Below are 22,883 nucleotides of genomic sequence, written 5' to 3'. Positions count from 1 at the left end.
GGGAACCTACCGAACTCATCGGATTCGCCGACCAACCCGATTACCGATCGATGGCGGCGACGGGGACTTCGACCCTGCTGTCGTGTTTGTCCACAGTCCAACGCTGCGCATCGTAAAGCCACCAGCGATCGATATCGAGGCGATAGAACCGTCGCGGGCCGTCGCCGCGAAACTCGTCGAGGGGGAGCATCCACTGTTCGCGAACGGCCGGGTCGGGAAAATTCGAGTGGTAGTAGTGGCGGTGGTATTCCGGCAGTTCGTCCACGGTGACTTCGCGGCATTCGCCGGTGAACTGAGCGCCGTCGATCGGGATGCCCGCGGGGGCATCGGCGCCCGTGAGGCCGGTAAGGAACAGCGAACCGGAGACGCCGGGCTGAGCGGCGAGGTTTACCGAGTGCTTGGCCGAACGTAGGGAGTACCACATCAGCCGCAGTGGCCGTCGCAGCGCGACATAGTTGACGGTGCTGGCCCACGGTCCGCCCGGTCCACCGGTGGCGAGTGTGACAAAGCGGGCCCGGTCGAGAATCAGGTCGCTTCGTTGGACCAGGGCGGCGATATCTGCCGTATTGGACTCCCGTCGCGGCTGTTCGGGCACCGGAAGCGGAATAGGAATCGGTGGATCGGTCAGCAATCGGGCATCCAAAATCTCGTACCATTCGTCCTGTCCGGTGCGCCGCTGCTCCCATTCGGGATCGGTTGAGCGTCGGCTGATTTCACGGCGGTAGGTGCCCCATCCAGCCTCGTCGGTGAATGTCACGTGATGTTCGAGACAATGCACGTCATCTCCGACGGTCACCGTGTACCACTTGGTATCGAGCACCATGTCCAAGTCGGCATAGAACCACAGCTGGCGATCGGCAATCCAACGCCAGAACGTGGCCATATCGCCGCGAGCCTTTGCGGTGGGCCGGAATCGGTAGACAAGATGCAGCATCGGGGTCTCCCATTCGAACTCGGTCAGGACAGAAAATCGAGCCAGCGGGGGCTCATCGAGGAGGAGTAAGCGGCGAACCGGCTGCGATAGTCGAGCGCCACCCGTTGATTGTGCGACCGCACGTCGGCTGTCTTCGGTGCGCCGTGGACAGGTATTACGACCGCCGCCAGTGGTTCCGCGGTCGCGCCCCGCCGGAGTTTCGCCTCGAGCGAGGATGTCGACAGGAAAACCTGGCGCAGGCCGTTGCGTGCCGCGTAGTCTATCGGCGCGTAGCACGTGGTGACGAAGTACGGATATCCGTCACGGATGGCATCTTCGGCAGCACCGAAATACCGGCCGTGCAGGCTGTCGGCATGCCGATAGCACACCGCGGCGGCAATCAAGCGCCCATTTCGCCTGCACAGCACGGCTTGTGCCACATCGAGTAGACCCACTCGTCGCTGGGCGGCGAAGACCCGCCGCATCCATTCCGCGTCGTCGGTGGTGCCGTATTTGCGGCGAGTATTGGCAATCAACGGCGCTATCGAATCGGCGACTTCGGTTGTGATGTCGGTCCATTCGAGGGTGTGGCCGGTACCGGTGAACTCGCGTAATTCCCGACGCCGTCGCTTGCGGTTGTGCCCGTTGGCGTTCGCGAGTATGTCGTCCATCCCCTGCGGCGGCACACCTACTGTCGCCTCGGCGGAATGTAGCAGGCAGACAGCGTCGGGGGCAGCTCGCGCCAGTTCGGTAGCGGCAGCAACCGGCAGATACGGCATGATCGCGCCCGCCCGGCCCGATACCTTGGCGTATTCGACACTTTCGGCAAGCAGCCTGCGCAGCGTCGTCGACCGCTGCGGACCGTCCACGCAGATCAGCCCATTGCGCACGGCTCTGCGAGCGCCGAGCCAGACGAATGGCTCCTCCCACGGACCGGCCAGTCCCGCAAAGAAATCGGGTAACCAGAACAACCCCGGCTCCTGCTCACCGTCCCACATCGGCATCGCCCCGGTGAGTCGCCCATCGACGCGCATCGTCACCACACGATGCGGTGTCGTGGCTTCGTCCAGATGACGCAGCCACGCGTAACTGCAGAACAGATCGCCGGGCTGGACGAGGCTGTCCCACTCGGCGGCTGCGATCGTGTCGAGAGATTCGATGCCGTGCGTTTCGGATGACGTTCGCAGCATGAGTGCTTCCAAATAGTTACCAATGAGCAACGAGATCATAAGCAATCCCGCCGCTAACGGCGACTCGGAGCGACTGTCCGGCAACATGAATGCGTGCTTGCGGTGGGCGTGGTATAGAAGGGGCGTCGGTGTAGTGGTGGAAGGTGGTAGTCCGTGGTGGTCGAGGATCGGTACATTCCCACTCGGTTGGGCACGGTCAGGGTTCGGCTGAGCGGAGCGGGGGATCCCATCCTGATGTGGCCGAGCCTGTTGATGGACCACTCCCTCTGGGATGCTCAGGTCGAGCATCTCTCGACGCGGTTCACAACGATCGCGCTCGATCCGCCCGGTCATGGCAAGAGCAGTCGGCTCACCAGGACATTCACCTTCGACGAATGCGCTACGTGCATCGGCGAAATTCTCGACGCCCTCGGTTTCGAGCGAACACATTTGCTGGGGAACTCCTGGGGTGCGATGGTCGGCGCGACTTTTATCGCGCGGCATCCCGAGCGGGTGAGATGCAGCATCCTGATGAACGGCACCGCTTCTCCCGCTCCGGCGCGGCAGAAGGTCGAGTACGGCGTACTCGTGACGATCATCCGGATGATGCGAGGAATCCGGCCGCCGCTGACCAGGTCCGTTGTCAGTGCGTTTCTCGGTCCGACGTCGCGGAAGACGCGTCCAGCGCTCGGTCCGCTGATCGTGGATATCGCCCGCGGTCAAGACGCGGCGTCAATAGTGCAGGCGGTGCGCAGCGTGGTACCGCAGCGGCCGGATCAACGTGAGCTGCTGGCGACGATCCGTACTCCGACGTTGATCATCGCGGGACGGGAAGACGCCACCTTCCCTCCTGCGGAGGTGCAGCGGATGGCGGCGGTTATACCGAACTCGGAGTTCGTACTCATCGAGGACGCCGCACACCTTGTCGCACTGGAGGTACCGGGCAGCGTGAACACGCTGATCGACGACTTCATCCAGAAGCACGAGCCGACCGGGCAACACATGATCGACATCGGCGCGAGGTCTCCGGCTGAGCCGGAGGCTGGCCGAGGATCTGAGACAGACACGAGCGCGAACGACAGTGGCTTCGCCTGAATGACGTAATCCTGGCGGGCACAAGGGGATCAGCGGTCGTTGTCAGTTGTGATCGCGGATCCAAGATGACCTGAGTGCTCGACATCGACGCGACCTGCGGGGTGTGTAGCGGCGACAGCGCCGGGTGCTCTTCCGACAGCCCCGATTTTCATTTGCTTAGCACAAGCAATGAGTATATAGTTGCATTCTGCAAGTAACTATATATGCGGGGAGTGGACATGGCAGTGTCAACCGATACGGCTGAAGACCTGATCAGGGAGCTGTATCTGATCGGCCGGGCGATCCGCGCCACCCTCCTGCACCCAGAGGAAGGGCACTTGCTGCCGGGCGGCATCGGTGTCCTCGGAGCACTCGAATCCAAAGGTTCATGCCGACAAGGGGATCTGGCGGTCGACCTGTGCATCGGGCCATCGGCCTTGAGCAGGCACGTCGCCGAGTTGGTCGGTTCCGGCTTGATCAGTCGCCGCGCCGACCCTCACGACGGCCGGGTCACGCTCATTCAGGTCACCGATGAAGGGCGCGACCTGCTGAAGCTGGTTCGGGAGTCGCGGGCGCGGGGGTTGCAGCGGGTGCTCGCGGACTGGAGTGAAGACGAAGCCGAACAGGCGCACGTCGCGGTGCAGAAACTCAGGAACGCCCTGGTCGCCCACGCGCACCCCGCTCCGGCGGTTGCGCACCGGGTGACCGAAATACCCGAAGAGAATCAGGAAGTAAATGTCTAGCTCAGTAGCGGCGCCGCACGATCCGAAAGCGATGACGCACCGCCAAATCCTGGAAGCGATGACGGGACTGCTGGCAGCGTTGTTCACGGCGCTGCTCAGCACCACGATCATCGCGACCGCATTGCCGACGATCATCGCCGATCTACACGGATCGCAGACCGCGTATGCCTGGGTCATCACCACCGCGCTGCTCGCGAACGCCGCATCCACCCCGATCTGGGGCAAATTCGCCGATCTGTTCAACAAGAAGCTGTTGGTTCAGTCGGCGATCATCATTTTCGTGATCGGCTCGATCATCGCCGGTGTCGCGGGCAATGTGCCGATGCTGCTGGCCGCACGCGTAATCCAAGGCATCGGCATGGGTGGGTTGACCGCGCTCGTCGTGGCGATCATCGGCTCCATCGTGGCGCCGCGTGAACGCGGGCGATACTCCGGCTATATGGGTGCGGTGATGGCGGTGTCGATGTCGGGCGGCCCCATCCTCGGTGGTGTGATCGTCGACAGCCCACTCGGTTGGCGCTGGTGCTTTTTCGTCTGCGTGCCGCTCGCGGTGATCGCGCTCTTACTGTTGCAGCGCACCTTGCGACTGCCTACCGAGCGCAAAACGGGCGTGTCGATCGACTGGCTCGGTGCCACGCTGCTGACCGGCGGAGTCTCGGTGCTGCTGATCTGGGTCTCGTTCGCCGGGAAGGCCGGTTACTACGCCTGGTTCTCCCGCGAGTCGGCGCTCTACGTCGGCGGTGGAGTTCTGCTGTTGGTCGCGACCGTGTGGGTGGAGTCTCGAGCGAAGTCGCCCATCATTCCGCTGCGGATCGTCACCGAACGCACTACCGGGTTGGCGATCATCGCCTCGATCGCCGTCGGTGTAGGCATGTTCGGCGCGACAACCTTCCTTGGGCAATATTTCCAGACCGCGCGCGGATACTCGCCGACTGTGGCGGGGATCCTGACCATCCCGCTGGTTATCGGCATGCTGACCGGGTCGGTCGGCTCCGGCCAACTGATCACCCGTCTCGGCAAATGGAAGCGATTCGTCGTCGCCGGTGGCGCGCTGCTGATGGTCGGATTCGGTTTGCTATCGACGATCGACCACGCGACCAGTGTGTGGCGGGTCGGTTTGTACATCGCGGTCGTCGGCCTCGGTGTCGGCATGATGCTGCAGAACCTCGTGCTGGCGGTGCAGAACACCGTCAGTGTGCACGATGTCGGTGCCGCGTCGAGCAGCGTCGCCTTCTTCCGCACCCTCGGCGGTGCGATCGGGGTCTCGGTACTCGGCTCGGTCCTGGCGACTCGAGTGGGGGAGTTGTCCGCGAAAGCGTTCGCCGAGCAGGGTATTCAGACCACCTCCTCCGGTGGGAGCAATCTGGATATCGCCCACCTGCCCGGACCGATTCTCACCATCGTGCGCGCCGCGTACGGCGACGCGACCGGGCGAATCTTCCTCATCGCCGCATTCGCGACCATCGTCGCCGTCATCGCGACCACACTGCTGCCGAACCGGCCCCTACGTCGCACCATCGACATTGATCCCGCGCTCGACCCGATGCACCCCGAAGCCGCGGCACCCGCTCGGGACCCGAGTTCTGCGGCTCTCGCCCATCCGGCCGATGAGCACGAACCTGCTTTGCACAGGTGAATCGAGTCATCGAATATCGCTTCGCCCCAGCGGTATTCGATGACCCGCGGCGGTGAGTTCTGCGTCCGGTATTGCCGATCAGCGCCTACGTCGGTCCGGCTTCACACCCGGTTTCGGAGCGGTGTTCGCGCGTATCGTGGCGACACGTCGCGCCTCGGCGGCCGATTCGGCGTCGAGCCTTCGGTAGACGAGGTGTTGTTGGGCGAGGGTCCACGCATTGTTCGACACCCAGTACAGCAGGATTGCCACCGGCAGCAGTGCGCCACCGACGATCGCGCCCGCAGGGAACATCCACAGCGACAGCGTGTTCATCAGCGGTAGCTGGCTCGCGGTGGGGTCTTGCCGTGCGATCGAGGCGCGAGCGGTGAAATGTGTTGCGACAGCGGCGATCAGCATCAACGGGACCGCGATCAGCGCGATAGCGAGGGTGAGTCCGCCGGCGTTGGCCAAGGTTGCCGACAAGGGCGCGCCGAACAGTTCGGAGTGCATGAACGATTGCACGTCCGCGGCGCCGAATAGGTAGTTGGGGGTGACGGCATTCTGGGCGGCCGTCATCGGCGCGGTGGGGGCGAGGAACGGCAGGTGCCCGGCCGTGCCGGTGCGATCGAAGGACCGCAGCACGTGGAACAGACCGAAGAACACCAAGCCCTGCCCGAGTATCGGCAGGCAGCCGGCCAGCAGGCTGACGCCGTGTTCCTTGTGCAGCTTCTGGATCTCGGTGGTCTGACGTTGCCTATCGTCGGCATATTTCTTTTTCAACGCCGTGATTTGCGGTTGCAGCCGCTTGATCGCGGCTTGGGTGCGTGCCTGTTTCAGGAATGGCAGAAATAGCGCTGCCCTGAGGGTGACGACGAGGAATACCACGGCAAGGACCCACGCCAGTCCGCTGTCGTGGCCGAGTACCGCACCGAATGCGGTATGCCATATCCAGAGAATGGCCGAAACCGGGTAATAGATGAAGTCGAGCATGATGAATACCTGACTGCGAGACGTGCGAGCGCACGGGAACGGGAATGGTCAGCCGGAACGCCGACGACACCCCGCCGCGAGTGCGAGGTAGCCGTCAGGCGATGACGAGACCGGGCGCTCGAGGGCGCGGCCGACCCTCGGTATCAGGATTGCTCTGGCGCAGAAAGGAGCCACGCCGTCTGCGTTGCGCGGAGGGCGGCGGGCCGGACCTGGCTACCAGTAGCGGCAGCCTGCGTGTGGTCTGCAACGTGATGAGCGCGAAGACCACCGAGGCAGCGACCACGCCGAACAAGGCAAGCGAGCCGTGCTCGTTCGTAGGAGCCACGATCAGGGCGAGCGCAGGCAGCACGAGTGCGAAAACCGCAACCGTGGAGAGCTGAACCCGCGCGAACATTCCCCGAGCGTACCTGCGCCTTCGCTCCGGCCATGCGCGGACTTCGTCCTGGGGGTATCCGGTCGGCGCCACATCCTCTCGCTGGGTGACCACTTTTCGAGCGCGTCGGGTCGGTGAAAACAAGCGCCGACGTTATGGTTCGCCGGAAGCTCCACACAGGTGTCATTCGTTTTGACCGGTGAATGGAGGAGTGCGCGGTGAGTTACGAATCTGTCCCCGACGACTCGACGCACCAGGAAATTTCACGACCCGCAATGCGCATGCCGGGAACCGTGCATTCGGCCCGATTGGCCGCCTGGTCTCTCGCCGCATTCGGCGCAACGCTGACAATCATCGCTTGGCGAGCCGAGAACTTCGAATTGGCCGGCGCCATGGTATTCGGATATTTCTTCGCATGGGTGCTTGCCGTCGTCGCCTGCGCGTTCGGCATCGTCGGTCGATCGGCCCAGGTGATCGGGGTCGCCCTCGCCGCGCTCGAAGCCTTCGTCTGCCTCGGGCTCGTCGCCATCGGACCACTGACGGGTTTCCTCGGCCTCGGCCTATCGATGGTTGTCGTCGTACTGCTGTGCAAGGGCGACTCCAGCGCCTGGTTCACCCGGACCCGCTGATCGATCAGGTCAGGACTCGTCGCCGAGATCCCACTCGGCCTGGCGGCTCAGCGCGGACTCGGGCAGCCCGAAGGTGCGGCGACAGGTACGGGCCAGTTGGGCGCTGTCGGCGAAGCCGGCGGCATGCGCGGCGGCGGTGAGGTCGTCGCCGGATCGGACCCGGGTCACCGCGACGTGCAAACGCAGCCAGAGGATATAGGGGCGCAAGGGGATTCCCATCTGTTCGGTGAACAGATGGGTCAGCCGGGTCGCCGATATACCCAGCTTGCGTGCGACGTCGGCACCGCGGACCGGGCCATTGCGGACCAGAGCCGGTAGCAACCCCAAAGCTTCGGTCACCGCGGCGTGCCGTTCGGTCTCGATGCCGCACCGCCCATCGTGCTGGAGATCGCGGACGACGTCGGCCACCACGTCGGCGAGCGCCGCCGCCACGGGATCGACCGGCAGCGAGTGCGCGTTGTCGGCCCACCCGTAGGTGTGCGCCCTGAGGTCGGCGGCCGCGCCCGCGATGGTCTCGGGATCGAGATAGATCGCGGTGCCGCACTCCGCGCCCGTGGTGATCCGGTGCGGCGCATCGGCGGGCACGATCACGTAGGTGCCCTGGTGACGAATACCGCTGGCGTCCACCATGATCACCGGGGTGCTGGTGGTGACGATCTGCACCGCGTGATGGGCGTGCAACGTGGTCGGACCGATCGGACCGCCGAAGGCCAGCACGCCTGCCCGCAACAGTGCGGTGCTGTCTCGGCGTGCTTCGCGCGCCTGCCCGGTGGCAGTGCCCGCGGCGCGGGGTGAGGTCGAGGTAACCAGAGCCTTCATCATCGGATGCTCCCGGCAGACTACGAATCCCGGTTCGGATCCCCGCCGAGACTATCCCGGCCGCGCGGCGGTTGTCAGGGTATCGGCGACCCGATCGAGGAACTCGGCGATCAACGGCCGAGCCGTGGGGGTCTCGGGTGTGCAGTGCGAGACCGTCGTCGTCGCGGGTGAACCATAGCTCGCAGATCCCGTGGTCGAATCATACGACCACGGTGGATGTTTCGGCACGACTGATGGCAGCGAGGAAGTGCGGCGCGAAACTGTATGGGGTGCAGGCATTGTCGAGTGTGGTTCGGAGCAGGCCGCGCAGCTCCTCTCGAGGGCCTGCTCGCACCGCGGGCCGTGCGACGAGGCGGATATCGGTGTCGGGAACCACATTTCAGGTAACTGGAAGTGTGCTGCGATCGGAAGTTCGAGCCACGTGGAATTCATCCCAGGTTTGCGGAAGCTTTACGGCTCCAGTAGCAGAAATGGGGCCGAATGTGTTGCGGGGCACCCCGAGTCGACTCGGTACGAGGTGTCGCGTCGGCTCGTGACCAACATCGGTGTCGATCCCTTGCGCACCGACTGAACAGTCGATGTTCAGGGAGCGAAGTGGGCGGACTCGAGGCGGCGCGCGAGGTGGGCCGCCGAGAGGGTCATCGCGTCCGCGGGCCGGTGTGGGTCGAGGCCCGTGAGTTCGTGCACGCGCGAGAGTCGGTAGGTGACGGTGTTGCGGTGCACGCTGAGTGCGCGTGCGGTGGCGAGTTGGTTGAAGCCGCTGTCTACGAAGACCTCGAGCGTCTCGGCAAGTATCGGTTGCGCGTCGAGCGGTGCGAGCACCGCGGCGAGGCCGGGCCGGGCCGCGTCGCTCACCGCGACGGTGTATTCGAACTGCAAATTCATTCTGCGGCAGAGGATTTCACGCCGAGCCAAGCAGCGGCCGAGCTCCGCGAGCACCCGCGACTCGGCGAACATCGTGGGAATCTCGGTACGTGAGTGTGCGGCGCCGGCTCCCACCCAGTACGGCGGCGGCCGGCCGGGAAGCTGCGCGGGCATCCGTGCGGTGAGCCCAGTCAGCGTGGCCGTGCCGTCGTCGCCCGGCGGCAGCGGGATCAGCGCGGTCCAGCCGCCCGCGTCCAGGCGCAGGAACACACCGGGGATCGCCTCGACCCGGTGCCGCAGCGCCGCGGCGGGCCCGCCGCGGGTGCCGCACAGGCGGAATACCGCGACGAGGAAAGCGTCGGCCACCGGGATCACCGGGTCATTGGCCCATTCGATCGGGTCGCGACCGGTGAGCAGGGCATCGGCGATGCCGCGCCTGCGCTCGAGCAGCTCCCAGCGGGGATCGTGCGAACGCTGGGTGGCTGCGGTGGCGATGCGCCCCGTCACCAGCGTGACGTATTTCAGCAGCACCAGCGACGCGTCCAGTAGCAATTCGCGCTCGGTCGGCGAGGCCGACTCACGCAGCCGCTCCCAGATGAACGACGCGCCGAGCCGGTAGCGATCGAGCACCTCCGGCAGCGAGGTGCCGTCGCGCATCCGCTCCATCGCCAGCTCGACGAGTTCCCTGGTGTCCTCCTCCGATGGCTCCGCGTCGCGGCGCAGGTACTCGAAGAACAGGTCGACGTTGAGCTTCGTCCCTCGGGCGAAGTCGGTCTCGACAAGCGATTTCGGTAGCCGCTGATACGGCGGCAGCGCCGTGTAGAACCCCTCGATCATCGACGCGGCCCTGCGGTGCAAATCGTCGAACACCCGCGATGTGCGCGACACCCGCGCCCGGTCGGCTCCGATGAGCGGGGCTTCGCCAGCATCGCTCATCCGAATCTCCGTGTCCGCGCTCGCATCATTGCTGTCCTCCGTCCTGGACTACTTCGAGTACAGCGACTCGATGGTATCGGTGTAGCGGGTCGCGATCGGGGTTCGCCTGAGTTTTGCCGGTGGCGGTCAGTAGGTCGCCGCCTGGCTCCCACACCTCGGTCAGCACCAGATACTTTTTGATCTGCTCCACGCGGGAGAGCTCGGCGTTGGCTGCCGCGATGCCCTGTTCGATCGCGGCGAGAACCTCCGGATTCTTTGCCAGCTCGGCGATGGTGGTTTCGGGCAGCTGGTTGCGTTGCGCGAAGGCGGCCGCCAGATCGGGGTCCAGGCAGATCAGCGCGGTGTTGTACGGGCGCTGTTCGCCGATCACCACGACGGTGCCCGCCAGCGGGCAGTTCTCGGTGATGGTGTTCTCGATATTGGACGGCGACATGTTCTTGCCCGCCGCGTTGATGATCAGTTCCTTCTTGCGATCGACGATCGAGAGGTAGCCATCGGCGTCGATGGTGCCGATGTCGCCGGTGTGCAGCCAGCGATCGGCGTCCACGGTCTCCGCGGTTTTCTCCGGGTCGTTGCGGTAGCCGCGCATCACCATCTTGCCGCGGATCAGCACCTCGCCGTCCGTCCCGAGCGTCACCTCCGCGCCGGGCAGCGGCGTGCCGACGGTGCCGATCTTGACCCGCTCCGGCCCGTTCAACGTGGCTCCCGCGGTGCATTCGGTCATGCCGTACCCCTCGCACAACGGCAGACCGAGACCGAGGAAGAACTCGTGCACCTCCGGCGGGATGGCCACCGATCCGGTGACCGCGACACGCACCCGATCCAGGCCGAGGCGTTCGCGAATGGCGGCGAGCACGAGCCGTTCGGCGAGCTGGTGCTGGAGTCGATCGAGCGGGCCGAGGGCGCGGCCGTCCGAGGTCGCGCGGGCCCTCGCGCGGCCGATGCCGATCGCCCACCGCACGAGCCGGCGCTTGATCGGGCTCTCGGCGGCAAACTGATCCTCCAGTGCGCCTTTGACTTTCACCCAGACACGCGGTACGCCGAGAAAGACGGTCGGATGCACTTCGGCCAGTGCCTGCACCACCGTCTTCAGGTCGGCGACAGTGGTGATCTCGCCGCCCTCGAGCATGGTCAGGTAGTGCGCGAACCACCGGTTCGCGGCGTGCGCGTCGGGTAGGTAGGAGATGACCCGGTCGTCGGGTCCGCTGCCGCCGAATTGTTCGATGATGCGCGCGTTTTCGATAAAGTTGGTGTGGGTGAGCTCGACGCCCTTGGGTGGGCCGGTGGTACCCGAGGTGTAGACGATGGTGAGCAGATCGTCGGATTTCACCGCACGCCAGGTGGTTTCGAATTCGAAGCCATCCAGTGGGGCCGCCTCCACGGTCGAGAGCGCCACGGTGCCGTCGGGCGCTTCGTCGACGCAGATCACGTGCTCGACCACGTTGCCCTGCTCCGCAGCCTTGGCCACGGCCTGGAGAATCTGCGGTGCGAACTGACGCTCGCAGATCACCACCTTGTTGCCCGCGTTGCCGAATTGATAGGCGAGCAGGTCGACGGGGTTGGTGTTGTACACCGAGAACGGGGTGCCGCCGGTGTGCAGAACGGCGGTGTCGCACAGATGGAACTCGGGGCGGTTGGTCATCATCAGCGCGACAGTGTCGCCGGGGCGCACACCGAGCCCGGCCAGCCCTGCCGCGATGGTGCGCACTCGCTTCGCGTATTCGCGCCAGGTGATGGCGACCCCGCCGCCAATGGTGCGCAATGCGACCGCGTCCGGATATTTCGCGGCATTCGCCTGGAACGCGGCACACAGTGTGTCCGGCCGGGCCGCGCCCGCCGGGACTGTCGATGAAACCAAGACCCAACCTTTTGCTCACAACGGGCGGGCCGAACCGTCGTCGTGGCGACGCGGTTGACCTCATTGTCACCACTTACCTCACCGCATGAACGAGCTGCGGCGGTAGCGGCAAACGCCAAGACTGTTGCCCGCGCGGCTGTGCACTTGACCAAATTCATCGGCTCGATGGCTGGAATTCGCGCTGACACTTCATCTTCGATCGAATTGCTCAAATCCGGCGCGGCCGGGGGTGATATGGCACCCCGCGGGCGGGTCCTCGGCTTACGGCCGATCGCCTCTCGACCACTGTCGAGGTCGCGCACGAGACCGGCGTAAACAGCTCTGCTTCGTGTAAAACCGCTGCTAACAGCGTCTGGCTGGACATTCTCGCCAGGCGTGCGACGCCATCCACAGGCGCTTCGCTCGGGTACCACTCTGGTACCGGCGGTCGGCGTGTTGTACGGCGAGCGTGGTGCGCGCTGCAATATCGTCGGCAACCATGACGGACTCGGGTTCAGCGGAGTGGGATATCGTCACGGGCGTGGGGCTGACCGCACTGGGGGTGGCTGCAGGGCGGGCGATGGAGACGCACCGCGACGACAGCCTGATATGCGATCCGTATGCGGAGGCTTTTGTGCAGGCCGCGAACCCGCCGGTGCCGATGCCTACCCGGTTGGATGCGGTGGATGTCGATGATCCCGAGATCCCGTGGGCGTCGATGGCGACGTACATGGGGGTGCGGACGCGCTTTTTCGACGAGTACTTCGCTACTGCGGCTGCGACGGGGGTGGATCAGATGGTGCTCCTTGCCGCCGGTTTGGATACCCGCGCCCACCGTTTGGGCTGGCCGGCGGGGACCGTGGTCTATGAGATCGACGCGCCGAAGGTGTTGGCCTTCAAGGACCGGGTGCTGGCAGCCGAGCATGCGACAGCCCGCGCCCAGCGTCGGACGGTCGCTGTGGATCTGCGTGAACAGTGGGCACCGGCGCTGCTGGACGCTGGGTTCGATCCCTCGCGGCGTTCTGCGTGGCTGGCGGAGGGGTTGTTGCCGTTTCTGCCGAACGTGGCGAAAGATCTGCTGTTGTCCACGGTGCACGATCTGACGGCGCCCGGTAGCAGCATCTCGATCGAATCCATCGAGGACATGGCGGCGCTACGCCGGGATCCGAATTTCGAGGAAATCTGGAGTCGGATGGGCCGGCGGATGGGCCTCGACGTGACCGAATTGTGGCCCGACCAAGAGAACTACCATGCCGACCGTTGGTTGACCGAGCACGGCTGGACTGTCTCGACGGCGCTCGCCACCGACGTGGGGCAGCAGTACCAGCGGCCCTTGGATGAGGGACCGATGCGCTCGACCCTGTTCATCACAGCGCAACGGTAGGGCGCACCCCGGCGGTCAGGAAACGCGCGCAGCCTCGGTGTTCCGCTCGACCGTGACACCCTCGTCGGCGATCTGCCGGCCCGGCAGGAAACCCTCGGCCCGCGCGCCGGAGGAACTACGGGCGGTGCAGTTCCACGGCGAGCGCGAGTAATTCGGCCAGGTAATCGCCATCGGTGCGCGAGAGCGCGATCGCCTCGGGGATCGGGAACGCGCGCACCTCGAGGATGTTCTCGGCGTCATCAGGATTGCTCGGAGCCGAATCCAGCACGACGTCGGCGGCACACCACAGCCACGCCTTGTGCGGGTGCGGCTGCCAATCGCGGTAGGGCGCGGGATGATCGGTGGTCGCGTAGTGGGCGCCGAGCCATCGGACCGGACCCACCGGGGTGGCACCGGCCTCTTCGCGCAGCTCGCGTCGCAGGCAGTCCTCGATGCTCTCGCCCGACTCGCGGGTGCCGCCGGGGACGAGCCACACGTCACGGTCGTCGCGGCACAGCACGATCTCGTCGCCGACGAAACAGATGGCGTGGATGTTGGTGACGAGTTCGTCAGGTGGCGGGTCGGTGGCGAACAAGACGTCCAAACCGCCCCATTCCCAGCGAGTAGGGGTGTGCAGCAAGGGATATCGGTCGGCGAGCGTCACACCTACGACGGTAGCTATTCGGTGCCGGTTTTGCCGATTTGCATATGGATGTGATTGAAGTGCGCCTCGCGGCCTTTCTTGGCGGGCAATGGGTGGGACGCGGGGTGGTCGGGGTGCATGATGAAGCTGCCCTCGCCGATGGTGGCGACACCCGCAGGGTCCGCGCCGTCGGAGGTGTCCTGCCATTCGGTGGCAATGAAGTCATAGACGCTCGCGCTGGATTGGACCGGTGCGGTGTACGTCGCCGATTCGTCGCGAGCTCGGCCTTTGCGAGTGACTTCAGCGTTCGCGAGTGATGGCGCGGTAGCTGGTGTTCCACAACCACTCCACCGGCCCGCGCTCGAAGCGGCGCAGCCACAGGTGCGCAAAGGCGACGATGATCAGCGCGACCATCAGGTAGATACCGACGGTGAACGGAATGCGACTCTCGGGAGAGAACCGTGTCGCGAGCCCGAAACCCCAGCCGTAGCACAGGATCGACGCCACCAGGTTCTGCAAGATGTAGCAGCTGAGCGCAGCGCGGCCGACCTCGGTGAGACGGCGGCCGATGAATCCGACGCGTGGTCGGCGCAGATAGAGCTCCGCGACCGAGGCCAGGATGCCGAAGGCGACGAACGGTGCCGTGCCGTACCGAGTGAACAGCAGCATGTCCCCGCCACCGAGTACACCGACGATCAGATCCAGCGGCGCGGCAACCGCAAACCCGGCGACCATGAGCCGCTTTCGGATTCGCGCGCCCTCGGTCCGGAATACCCCGGCATGGAACAGTCGCGCACCGGCCAGGAACAATGCGATCGACATGGGGAACACGAAGATCGTCTCGAGGCGGAACGCGCCGACGTTCTGCAACCGGAAAAGCACCAGATCCCAGAATGATCCGTCGGCATAGGGATTGGGATCCAGCGCCTCCCGTGGCGTCGAGTCCTGCCCAGCAGCGAACGCCATGCCGACCGCGATCAGCGTCAACATCATGATGTGGACACTCGCGCTGACAATCAGCCAACGACGTTGCGCCCGTTGGCTTGTCGCGAGGATATAGGCGACGACCAGCCCGGTGACCGCGTACCCCGTGAGCACGTCGAACTCGGCGATGAAAAGGAAGTTCAGCAGGCCGTCGAGGAAAAGCAGCCCGGCCCGCCACGGGTAGGTACCCGGAAAGCGGCGGCCCGCCCGCGCGGCCGAACCCTGCTGGATGGCGAGTCCGATGCCGAACATGATGGTCAGCAGTCCGAGGAACTTGCCCTGGGCCACCTGCTGCATGACCCGTTCGGCCCACATCCAGCCCGTCGCCGGCTCGCTCAGCTCACCGATGTAGCCGAGCAGACCCTCGGCATCGGTGAGGATCCAAATATTCGTGCCGAGGGTGCCGAGGATTGCGATGCCGCGCAGCACGTCCAGCGCGACGAGTCGCGACGGCGTGGCCGGAGTCGGCGCGGGAGTGCCGATCGCGTCCGGTTTCTGGTGTCGCCCCGCGATATCCGGCTGGGGGTCGGCGATCGATTCGGTCATGGTCCGAATATCCGTCCGCCGCGTCCTGCGCGGATCCTCCGTAAGTACCACCCACAGTATGAGATTGAGGTCCTCCGGATGGTCGACGCCTGCGATCGGTCGCAGGTGCCGCGAACGAACCTCCTCGAGTGGGCACGGGCGACGGCCGCGCCGCGTTCGGCCAACTGCGGGACTGTCGACGGCCTCGCATGACCGCACACTAGGCTCGGTGCTATGCAGCGCATCATCGGCATCGAGGTCGAATACGGCATCTCCACCCCCACCGAGCCGTCCGCCAACCCGATCCTCACCTCCACCCAGGCGGTTCTCGCCTATGCGGCGGCCGAAGGTGTGCCGCGCGCCAAGCGGACCCGATGGGACTACGAGGTGGAGTCGCCGCTCCGTGACGCGCGTGGCTTCGATCTGAGCCGGATGAACGGTCCCGCTCCGGTGATCGACGCCGACGAGGTCGGTGCGGCGAACATGATCCTCACCAACGGCGCGCGGCTGTACGTCGACCACGCCCACCCCGAGTACTCGGCACCCGAGGTCGTCGACCCGATGGACGCGGTGATCTGGGACAAAGCGGGCGAGCGAGTGATGGAGGCCGCGGCACGGCACGCGTCGAGCGTGCCGGGCGCCCCTCGGCTGCAGCTGTACAAGAACAATGTCGACGGTAAGGGCGCCTCCTACGGCACCCACGAGAACTACTTGATGAGCCGCGACACCCCGTTCAACCAGATCATCGTCGGGCTCACCCCGTTCTTCGTGTCGCGTCAGGTGATCACGGGTTCCGGTCGCGTCGGCATCGGCCAGTCCGGTGACCATGCCGGTTTCCAGCTGTCCCAGCGCTCCGACTACATCGAGGTCGAGGTCGGCCTGGAGACCACCCTCAAGCGCGGCATCATCAATACCCGTGACGAGCCGCACGCCGACGCCGACAAGTACCGCAGGCTGCACGTGATCATCGGCGACGCCAACCTGGCCGAGATGTCCACCTACCTCAAGGTCGGCACCACCGCGCTGGTGCTCGATCTGATCGAGGCGGGCGAGGATCTGTCGGACCTGCAGCTGGCCCGCCCTGTCACTGCGGTGCATCAGATCTCGCACGACCCGACGCTGCGCGCCACGGTGGCGCTCGCCGACGGCCGCGAGCTCACCGGCCTGGCGTTGCAGCGCATCTACCTGGACCGGGTGGAGAAGTACGTGGCACGCACCGCCGACGATGACCCGAGGGTTCGCGACATCATCGAGAACTGGGCGATGGTGCTCGACCTGCTCGAACGCGATCCTATGGAGTGCGCCGACCTGCTCGATTGGCCCGCCAAGCTGCGCCTGCTCGAGGGCATGCGCAAGCGTGAGGGCCTGACGTGGGCCGCGCCCAAGCTGCACCTGATGGACCTGCAGTACTCCGATGTGCGGCTCGACAAGGGCCTCTACAACCGCCTCGTCGCTCGCGGCTCGATGAAGCGACTGGTCACCGAGCAGCAGATCCTGGACGCGATGACCATGCCGCCCACCGACACTCGCGCCTACTTCCGCGGCGAATGCCTGCGTCGTTTCGGCGCCGATATCGCTGCCGCGAGCTGGGATTCGGTGATCTTCGATCTCGGCGGTGATTCGCTGGTGCGCATCCCGACGCTCGAGCCGCGCCGCGGGACAAAGGCGCACGTGGGTAAGCTGCTCGACGGTGTGAGCACCGCCGCCGAACTTGTCGAACAGCTGACAACCTGAGCCCATTCGGGTGTCGACTCGGCCGCACATCGGCACGGAATACGACACCGTGTCGGTGTCGCTGGGTAGTGTTGAAGGACGAGCACGGACATTGCTCATGATCAGGGCCGTGCTCGGACCATGAGCCCTGGTCATGATGAGGACAGAGGAGGTCGGCTGCGATGGCACAAGAGCAGACCAAGCGCGCCGGGGGCGGCGACGAGGATGAGGGCCCGGAGGGCGTAGACGCCGCCGGACAGGAGCGCCGCGAGAAGCTGGCGGAGGAGACCGACGACCTGCTCGACGAGATCGATGATGTGCTCGAGGAGAACGCGGAAGACTTCGTTCGTGCGTACGTGCAGAAGGGCGGCCAGTGACAGCAGGTGACCCGTTGCGTCTCCACCCGGGACACGCGCTCTCGTCATTCACCGAACACCTACGCATGCATGCACCGGAACTGTTGCCCGGCAACAGATTCGCCGCGATAGAGGGGGTCACCGGAATCTCCGGTGGCACCGCCGCGAAGGACCTGGCTCCGCACGGAACCACCATCGTCGCGGTCTCCTATCGAGGTGGCGTACTGATCGCCGGTGACCGGCGGGCCACCATGGGAAACCTGTTGGCCAGCAGGGACATGGAGAAGGTGTACATCACCGACACCTACTCGGCGGCGGGCATCGCGGGTACCGCGGGTATGGCCATCGAGATGGTGCGGCTTTTCGCGGTGGAGCTCGAGTACTACGAGAAGATCGAAGGCGTTTCGCTGACCTTCGACGGTAAGGCGAACAAGCTCTCGAAGATGGTGCGGGACAATCTGCCCGCGGCGCTGCAGGGGCTTGCGGTGGTACCGGTACTTGTCGGTTACGACGAGTACGCCACCGACCCGGACAAAGCGGGCCGCATCGTTTCCTACGATGTGGTCGGAGGTCGCAGCGAGGAACGCTTCGGCTACGCCGCGGTCGGTTCCGGTTCCAACTTCGCCAAGTCGTCGCTGAAGAAGCTGTACGCCAAGGGAATCGACGAGGACCGCGCGCTGCGCATCGCTGTCGAGTCGCTCTTCGACGCGGCCGACGACGACACTGCCACCGGCGGTCCAGATATTGTGCGCGGCATCTATCCGACGGCGATCGTCGTCAACGAAGAGGGTGCCGATCTGGTGACAGAGGACCGCTTGGCGGAGATCGCTCGCGGGATCGCCGCGGACCGTGCGGCCGCGGAAGAGGGGAGTGCTCGCGCATGACACTGCCGTATTACGCGTCGGCCGAACAGATCATGCGCGACAAGACCGAACTCGCGCGCAAGGGCATCGGTCGTGGTCGCAGTGTCATCGTTTTGGTGTACGACAAGGGTGTGCTGTTCGTCGCCGAGAACCCGTCGGCGACGCTGCACAAGGTGAGCGAACTGTACGACCGCGTCGGATTCGCCGCGGTGGGTAAGTACAACGAGTTCGAGGCGCTGCGCCGCGGCGGCATCCTGCAGGCCGATCTGAAGGGTTATCAGTACGACCGGCGCGATGTCACCGGTCGTGGCCTGGCCAATGCCTACGCACAGGCCCTCGGGTCCATCTTCACCGACCAGCTCAAACCGTACGAGGTGGAGATCTGTGTGGCCGAAGTGGGGTATCCGGAGCAGTCGCCGACCTCGGTGCTCTACCGGATCACCTTCGACGGTTCGATCGTGGACGAGCGCGAATACGTGGTGATGGGCGGCACGACCGAGCCGATCCTCACCGCGTTGAAGGAGTCCTATCAGTCCGGGCTCGACCTTTCCTCCGCCATCGGAGTGGCCGTCAAGGCGCTGACGGCGGGGGTTCCCGAGGGCGCGGACAAGGAAAAGCGCGTACTCGGGGTGAGCTCGCTCGAGGTCGCCACGCTGGAGCAGGCGCGGCCACGGCGGGCGTTCCGGCGGATCTCGGCTACCGCCCTGGAAGGGTTGCTTGCCGGCAGTAAGTCGGGTAATAAGAGCAAGGCTGCGGCAGCTACCGCCGCCGCGGAGGCGGAGGACGCTCCGAAGCCGGAGTAATCGTCGCCGCATAGTCTCGTCGAGGCCCCTGGTGTTCCGTACTACGGAGCGCCGGGGCCTTGCTCGTTGCCGGTACTTTTCCGGCTAATGTTGCACTGACATGCGAAATCGTTGTGAAGACGTATGCATCCGGGTTGTCCGCAGCTCCACGCGAGTGCATGACATGGCTGTAATGTCGATGGTGTGCAGCGACGAATCATGGGGATCGAGACCGAATTCGGTGTGACGTGCACCTTCCACGGACACCGCAGGCTCAGCCCCGACGAGGTAGCCCGGTATTTGTTCCGCCGGGTAGTTTCCTGGGGCCGTAGCTCGAACGTGTTCCTCCGCAACGGTGCTCGGCTCTACCTCGATGTAGGGTCGCATCCGGAGTATGCCACGGCCGAATGCGACAACCTTGCGCAGCTTGTCACCCATGACAGGGCGGGCGAGCGAGTGCTGGAGGAGCTGTTGATCGACGCCGAACAGCGCCTCGCGGAGGAGGGTATCGGCGGCGATATCTATCTGTTCAAGAACAACACCGACTCGGCGGGCAATTCATATGGCTGCCATGAGAACTTCCTCGTGGTGCGTGCCGGTGAGTTCTCCAGGATCTCCGATGTGCTGCTGCCGTTCCTTGTCACCCGCCAGCTCATCTGCGGCGCGGGCAAGATCCTGCAGACGCCGAAGGCGGCCACGTTCTGCCTGTCGCAGCGCGCGGAGCACATCTGGGAGGGGGTGTCCTCGGCGACTACCCGTTCGCGACCGATCATCAACACCCGCGACGAGCCGCACGCGGACGCCGAGAAATACCGCCGCCTGCATGTGATCGTCGGCGACTCGAACATGTCCGAGACCTCCACCATGCTCAAGGTGGGCACGGCCTCGCTGGTGCTGGAAATGATCGAGGCGGGCGTCTCGTTCCGCGACTTCGCCCTGGACAACCCGATCCGCGCCATCCGCGAGGTGAGCCACGATCTGACCGGCAAGCGGCCGGTGCGGCTCGCGGGCGGCAGGCAGGCCAGCGCACTGGACATCCAGCGCGAATATCACGCCCGCGCGGTCGAGCACCTGCGCAACCGTGACCGCGATCCGCACGTCGACCAGGTCGTCGAGCTGTGGGGCCGGACCCTGGACGCGGTCGAGGCGCAGGACTTCGCGAAGGTCGACACCGAGATCGACTGGGTGATCAAGCGCAAGCTGTTCCAGCGCTATCAGGACCGCTACGGCATGGAGCTGTCGGATCCGAAGATCGCTCAGCTGGATCTGGCCTACCACGACATCAAGCGCGGCCGCGGTGTCTTCGACCTGCTGCAACGCAAGGGCCTTGCCAAACGGGTCACCGAGGACGAGGCCGTGGATGCCGCGGTCGACACCCCGCCGCAGACCACACGGGCCAAGCTGCGCGGCGATTTCATCACCGCCGCGCAGGAGGCCGGTCGCGACTTCACCGTCGACTGGGTGCACCTCAAGCTGAACGACCAGGCCCAGCGCACCGTGTTGTGTAAGGACCCGTTCCGTTCGGTCGACGAACGCGTCGATCGGCTCATCGCCTCGATGTAGCAAGCAGGCTCCTGATCGTGGGCCCTGGTTCGTCGCGACGAACCAGGGCCCACGATCATATCCGCGGTAGATGTGACATGGCCGGCGCGCACGAATAGTGCGCCGCCGCGCCGCTCGGGAGCCTGGCCCATTACCCTGTTCGGGTGGCGATATCCAAGGTCGAGCGGCTGATGAATCTGGTCATCGCGCTGCTGTCGACCCGGCAGTTCTTGACCGCGGAGCGGATTCGGGACAGCGTCGCCGGCTACGAGGAGTCGATCAGCGACGAAGCGTTCAGCCGGATGTTCGAGCGGGACAAGAACGAGCTACGTGACCTGGGCATTCCCCTGGAAGTGGGTCCGGTGGGCCGGTTCTCCACGATGGAGGGCTACCGGATCAACCGCGATGCCTACGAACTACCCGAGATCGACCTGAGCAGCGAGGAGGCCGCCGCCGTCGCGGTCGCTGTGCAGATGTGGGAATCGCCGGAACTCGCCGCGGCCGCGGAGGGCGCGCTGCTCAAGCTGCGTGCGGCGGGCATTCATGTCGAGACCGATGCGGCCGTGGCGTCGGTGCCGGCGGTGCCCGCGCGGACCCGAGGCTCGGAGCCGGTCCTCGGCAAACTACTGACGGCCATCGACGCGGGTCAGGCGGTGCGGTTCGAGCACCGTGGCGCCGTCAACGCGCCGTATCTCATGCGTGAGGTGGAGCCGTGGGGCGTGGTGACCCATCACGGCCGCTGGTACCTCGTCGGCCACGATCGGGACAGGGACGCGGTGCGCAGCTTCCGGCTGTCGCGGATCGGCGACGATGTGACCGCCTACGGTCCGCCGAACGCGGTCGATAAGCCGGACGGTGTCGATCTGCGCGCGATCGTCGACACCGTCACCGGCAGCGCACCGGTGACCGGTTCGGCCACCGTGTGGGTGGCCGACGACCGTGGCCGTGAGATCCGCAGGCTCGGCCTGATTACCGGCGAACAGACGATCGGCGCCCGCCATGGTGTTGTGGTCGAGCTGCCCATTCGCTCGCGCGACTGGCTGGCGCGGTTGATCACCGGGCTCGGTCCGGACGCGGTGGTGCTGGCACCGGAGGAGCTGCGCGCCGATGTCGTCGCGAGACTACGCTCGGTCTTCGATCGCACGGAGGTTACCGCGTGAGTTCGCGTTTGTCCGTTCGGCTTTCGCGATTGCTGAACATGATCCCGTATTTCATCGCCCATCCCGGCATCAGCGCCGCCGAGGCGGCCGTCGATCTGGGCGTCACCACCAAACAGCTGATGGGTGACCTGAATCAGCTGTGGATGTGCGGGCTGCCCGGCTACGGTCCCGGCGACCTGATCGACCTGTCGTTCTCCGAGGAGAGCATCGAGGTCACCTTCTCCGCGGGCATCGACCGGCCGTTGCGGCTGACCTCCACCGAGGCGACGGCGTTGCTGGTGGCATTGCGCTCGATCGTGGATATGCCGGGCATGGTCGATCCGACGGCGGCGCACGCGGCGATCGCCAAGATCGAATCGGCCATCTCGAACGGTGGATCCGCCGACAGCGTGGGGCGAGGGGAGCCACAGACCGCGCCGGTCGAGGCGCCCGCGGTGGCGACGGTGCGCTCGGCGCTGGCCCGCCAGCGTGCGCTGCGGCTGGTCTACTACTCGGCAAGTCGCGACGTGGTCTCCGAACGGATCGTCGATCCCATTCGGATCGTCTTGGTGGACAACAACAGTTACCTGCAGGCGTGGTGCAGGCAGGCCGAAGGCGTGCGGCTGTTCCGCTTCGACCGGATCGAGGCCGCCACCGAACTCGACGAGCATGCCCGCCCACCGAGCCACGCGACCGAGGAGTCCGCCGCGCTCGACCTGTTCCAGGACGATCCCGCGGTTCCCTTGGCCCGCTTACGGATTCGCGGCGACTATGGCTGGGTGCTCGATCAGTACCCGATGCACCGCCTGGCCGTGCACCCCGACGGCAGCCTGGAGGCCAGCATGCGGTTCGCCACCCTCGATTGGATGGCGCGGCTGCTGCTCGGCTTCGGCTCCGGCGTCACCGTGCTCGGTCCGCCGGAGTTGGTCGCCGCGGTGCGGGAGCGCTCTAATGCCGCGCTTGCCGCGTATGAAGCGGCCGGACCTGCGGAAGTCGGATCGGCGTGACCGG

General features: G+C 65.5%; 20 protein-coding genes and 1 pseudogene. 12 read left to right on the top strand and 9 right to left on the bottom strand.

Annotated features, from left to right (window positions below; all coding sequences use genetic code 11):
* Nucleotides 1-40: 40 nt before the first annotated feature.
* Together ACLMAJ_RS04410 and ACLMAJ_RS04405 are read right to left on the bottom strand one after the other, a co-directional pair.
* On the bottom strand, nt 41-934 hold the full coding sequence (locus ACLMAJ_RS04410) for a hypothetical protein (RefSeq protein WP_412012180.1): 894 nt from the start codon (nt 932-934) through the stop codon (nt 41-43).
* A 23-nt stretch (nt 935-957) separates the two neighbouring features.
* Nucleotides 958-2,103: a peptidogalycan biosysnthesis protein gene (locus ACLMAJ_RS04405; RefSeq protein WP_412012179.1), complete on the bottom strand. Its 1,146-nt coding sequence runs from the start codon at nt 2,101-2,103 to the stop codon at nt 958-960.
* 156 nt (nt 2,104-2,259) lie between these two features.
* Between ACLMAJ_RS04405 and ACLMAJ_RS04400 the strand changes: the two genes are divergently transcribed.
* The 3 genes from ACLMAJ_RS04400 (at nt 2,260) to ACLMAJ_RS04390 (ending at nt 5,535) form a co-directional block, all read left to right on the top strand.
* Nucleotides 2,260-3,177 (top strand): alpha/beta fold hydrolase, encoded by a 918-nt coding sequence (locus ACLMAJ_RS04400; protein ID WP_412012499.1) that lies wholly within the window; start codon nt 2,260-2,262, stop codon nt 3,175-3,177.
* Between the two features lie 218 nt (nt 3,178-3,395).
* The gene (locus ACLMAJ_RS04395) at nt 3,396-3,899 is read left to right on the top strand and encodes a MarR family winged helix-turn-helix transcriptional regulator (RefSeq protein ID WP_412012178.1); all 504 of its coding nucleotides are present in this window, start codon (nt 3,396-3,398) and stop codon (nt 3,897-3,899) included.
* On the top strand, nt 3,892-5,535 hold the full coding sequence (locus ACLMAJ_RS04390; RefSeq protein WP_412012177.1) for an MFS transporter: 1,644 nt from the start codon (nt 3,892-3,894) through the stop codon (nt 5,533-5,535). Before ACLMAJ_RS04395 ends, ACLMAJ_RS04390 begins: the two co-directional genes overlap by 8 nt.
* Nucleotides 5,536-5,613: 78 nt before the next feature.
* Here ACLMAJ_RS04390 and yidC read toward each other — a convergent pair whose 3' ends face one another.
* Nucleotides 5,614-6,504 (bottom strand): membrane protein insertase YidC, encoded by an 891-nt coding sequence (gene yidC / locus ACLMAJ_RS04385; protein WP_412012176.1) that lies wholly within the window; start codon nt 6,502-6,504, stop codon nt 5,614-5,616.
* 94 nt (nt 6,505-6,598) lie between these two features.
* Entirely contained in the window at nt 6,599-6,898 is a 300-nt protein-coding gene (locus tag ACLMAJ_RS04380) for a DUF6412 domain-containing protein (protein WP_412012175.1), read from the bottom strand.
* 197 nt (nt 6,899-7,095) lie between these two features.
* Here ACLMAJ_RS04380 and ACLMAJ_RS04375 point away from each other — a divergent pair, with 197 nt between their 5' ends.
* Complete coding sequence (locus ACLMAJ_RS04375) at nt 7,096-7,506, top strand: hypothetical protein (RefSeq protein WP_412012174.1); 411 nt, start codon at nt 7,096-7,098, stop codon at nt 7,504-7,506.
* A gap of 9 nt (nt 7,507-7,515) precedes the next feature.
* On the opposite strand, the gene ACLMAJ_RS04370 is transcribed toward ACLMAJ_RS04375, so the two are convergent.
* From ACLMAJ_RS04370 to ACLMAJ_RS04360, 3 genes and pseudogenes are all read right to left on the bottom strand, one after another.
* Nucleotides 7,516-8,328, bottom strand: coding sequence for a helix-turn-helix domain-containing protein (locus ACLMAJ_RS04370; RefSeq protein WP_412012173.1), 813 nt, complete (start codon nt 8,326-8,328; stop codon nt 7,516-7,518).
* 579 nt (nt 8,329-8,907) lie between these two features.
* Nucleotides 8,908-10,125, bottom strand: coding sequence for a PucR family transcriptional regulator (locus tag ACLMAJ_RS04365; protein ID WP_412012172.1), 1,218 nt, complete (start codon nt 10,123-10,125; stop codon nt 8,908-8,910).
* 48 nt (nt 10,126-10,173) lie between these two features.
* Nucleotides 10,174-11,983 (bottom strand): annotated as a pseudogene (locus tag ACLMAJ_RS04360) (AMP-dependent synthetase/ligase).
* Nucleotides 11,984-12,461: 478 nt separating this feature from the next.
* On the opposite strand from ACLMAJ_RS04360, the gene ACLMAJ_RS04355 reads away from it, so the two are divergent.
* On the top strand, nt 12,462-13,346 hold the full coding sequence (locus tag ACLMAJ_RS04355) for an SAM-dependent methyltransferase (RefSeq protein WP_412012171.1): 885 nt from the start codon (nt 12,462-12,464) through the stop codon (nt 13,344-13,346).
* Nucleotides 13,347-13,461: 115 nt separating this feature from the next.
* On the opposite strand, the gene ACLMAJ_RS04350 is transcribed toward ACLMAJ_RS04355, so the two are convergent.
* Together ACLMAJ_RS04350 and ACLMAJ_RS04345 are read right to left on the bottom strand one after the other, a co-directional pair.
* A complete protein-coding gene (locus ACLMAJ_RS04350; protein WP_412012170.1) occupies nt 13,462-13,989 on the bottom strand; it encodes an NUDIX domain-containing protein in 528 nt (175 codons plus the stop codon).
* 279 nt (nt 13,990-14,268) lie between these two features.
* A complete protein-coding gene (locus tag ACLMAJ_RS04345; protein WP_412012169.1) occupies nt 14,269-15,498 on the bottom strand; it encodes a DUF418 domain-containing protein in 1,230 nt (409 codons plus the stop codon).
* Between the two features lie 213 nt (nt 15,499-15,711).
* On the opposite strand from ACLMAJ_RS04345, the gene dop reads away from it, so the two are divergent.
* The 7 genes from dop (at nt 15,712) to ACLMAJ_RS04310 (ending at nt 22,879) form a co-directional block, all read left to right on the top strand.
* Nucleotides 15,712-17,211, top strand: coding sequence for a depupylase/deamidase Dop (dop, locus tag ACLMAJ_RS04340; protein ID WP_412012168.1), 1,500 nt, complete (start codon nt 15,712-15,714; stop codon nt 17,209-17,211).
* 161 nt (nt 17,212-17,372) lie between these two features.
* Nucleotides 17,373-17,567, top strand: coding sequence for a ubiquitin-like protein Pup (locus tag ACLMAJ_RS04335; RefSeq protein ID WP_019047503.1), 195 nt, complete (start codon nt 17,373-17,375; stop codon nt 17,565-17,567).
* Nucleotides 17,568-17,632: 65 nt separating this feature from the next.
* Nucleotides 17,633-18,430, top strand: coding sequence for a proteasome subunit beta (prcB, locus tag ACLMAJ_RS04330; protein ID WP_412012167.1), 798 nt, complete (start codon nt 17,633-17,635; stop codon nt 18,428-18,430).
* On the top strand, nt 18,427-19,212 hold the full coding sequence (gene prcA / locus ACLMAJ_RS04325) for a proteasome subunit alpha (protein WP_412012166.1): 786 nt from the start codon (nt 18,427-18,429) through the stop codon (nt 19,210-19,212). Before prcB ends, prcA begins: the two co-directional genes overlap by 4 nt.
* Before the next feature lie 183 nt (nt 19,213-19,395).
* The gene (gene pafA / locus ACLMAJ_RS04320) at nt 19,396-20,754 is read left to right on the top strand and encodes a Pup--protein ligase (RefSeq protein ID WP_412012165.1); all 1,359 of its coding nucleotides are present in this window, start codon (nt 19,396-19,398) and stop codon (nt 20,752-20,754) included.
* 143 nt (nt 20,755-20,897) lie between these two features.
* Nucleotides 20,898-21,893, top strand: a complete 996-nt coding sequence (locus tag ACLMAJ_RS04315) for a helix-turn-helix transcriptional regulator (RefSeq protein WP_412012163.1) — start codon at nt 20,898-20,900, stop codon at nt 21,891-21,893.
* Entirely contained in the window at nt 21,890-22,879 is a 990-nt protein-coding gene (locus ACLMAJ_RS04310) for a helix-turn-helix transcriptional regulator (protein ID WP_412012162.1), read from the top strand. Before ACLMAJ_RS04315 ends, ACLMAJ_RS04310 begins: the two co-directional genes overlap by 4 nt.
* Nucleotides 22,880-22,883 lie beyond the last annotated feature (4 nt).

The sequence above is a fragment of the Nocardia arseniciresistens genome, assembly GCF_046764875.1.
GTDB lineage: Bacteria > Actinomycetota > Actinomycetes > Mycobacteriales > Mycobacteriaceae > Nocardia > Nocardia arseniciresistens.
This window is presented reverse-complemented; position numbering and strand designations above follow the sequence as displayed.